The sequence below is a fragment of the Streptomyces sp. NPDC054961 genome (assembly GCF_053609145.1).
Genome location: NZ_JBSGWY010000107.1, coordinates 1 through 1,381, shown reverse-complemented (window position 1 = coordinate 1,381; position 1,381 = coordinate 1). Strand labels below are relative to the sequence as shown.

Below are 1,381 nucleotides of genomic sequence, written 5' to 3'. Positions count from 1 at the left end.
CTGCTGCTGGAGACGGCGTGGGAGGCTTTCGAGCGGGCGGGGATCGACCCGGCGAGCCTGCGGGGTTCGGACACCGGCGTCTTCGCCGGCGTGATGTACAACGACTACGGCTCGCGCATGCAGCAGGCCTCCGAGAGCTTCGACGGGTTCTTCGCAACGGGCACCGCCGGGAGTGTCGCCTCCGGCCGCGTGGCCTACACGCTCGGGCTCGAGGGCCCGGCCGTCTCGGTGGACACGGCGTGCTCCTCCTCCCTGGTCGCCCTGCACCTGGCGGCGCAATCGCTGCGGCAGGGCGAGTGCAGCCTGGCGCTGGCCGGCGGTGTCGCGGTGATGTCGACGCCGACCACCTTTGTGGAGTTCAGCCACCAGCGCGGCCTGGCGCCCGACGGCCGCTGCAAGCCCTTCTCCGCCGAGGCCGACGGAACCGCGTGGGGCGAGGGCGTGGGCCTGATCCTGCTTGAACGGCTTTCGGATGCGCAGCGGCTGGGGCATCCGGTGCTGGCCGTGGTGCGTGGTTCGGCGGTGAACCAGGATGGTGCGTCGAACGGTCTGACCGCGCCGAACGGTCCGTCGCAGGAGCGCGTCATCCGGCAGGCGTTGGCGAGCGCCCGTCTGACGACCGCCGACGTGGACGTGGTCGAGGCGCACGGTACCGGGACTCGCCTCGGCGACCCCATCGAGGCACAGGCCCTCCTCGCCACCTACGGCCAGGACCGGCCCACCGACCAGCCGCTCTGGCTGGGCTCGATCAAGTCCAACATCGGCCACACCCAGGCCGCCGCCGGTGTCGCGGGCGTCATCAAGATGGTCATGGCGATGCGCCACGGCGTGCTGCCGAAGACCCTGCATGCCGATGAGCCATCCCCCCACGTCGAGTGGGAGACCGGCGCCGTCGAGCTGCTCAGTCAGGCTCGCGCGTGGCAGGCCGCGGGTCGTCCGCGCCGTGGCGCCGTCTCCTCCTTCGGGCTGAGCGGCACGAACGCGCACGTGATCATCGAGCAGCCGCTTGCGGTGGAGGACGACCGGACGGACGCGGACGACACCGGGACCCTTGGGGTGTCGGGTGTGGTGCCGTGGGTGGTGTCGGGTCGTGGTGTGGAGGCGGTGGCGGGTCAGGCTGCGCGGCTGCTGACGGCTGTCGGGGCGGACGAGGAGCTTTCTCCCCGCGATGTGGGTGTGTCGTTGGTGTCTTCGCGTGCGGTGTTCGAGGACCGTGCGGTGGTGCTGGGTGGGGACCGGGAGGGGTTGTTGGCCGGGCTGGGTGCTCTTGCTGGTGGTGTTGATGTTGCTGGTGTGGTGCGTGGTCGGGCTGTTGGGGGTGGGCGGACGGTGTTCGTGTTCCCGGGGCAGGGTTCGCAGTGGGTGGGCATGGCGGTGGAGT

General features: G+C 71.2%; 1 protein-coding gene. It reads left to right on the top strand.

Features of this window, described 5'->3' with window-relative positions; all coding sequences use genetic code 11:
• On the top strand, window positions 1-1,381 hold a 1,381-nt coding region (locus tag ACWF9Z_RS36660; protein WP_453609953.1), incomplete at both ends, for a type I polyketide synthase.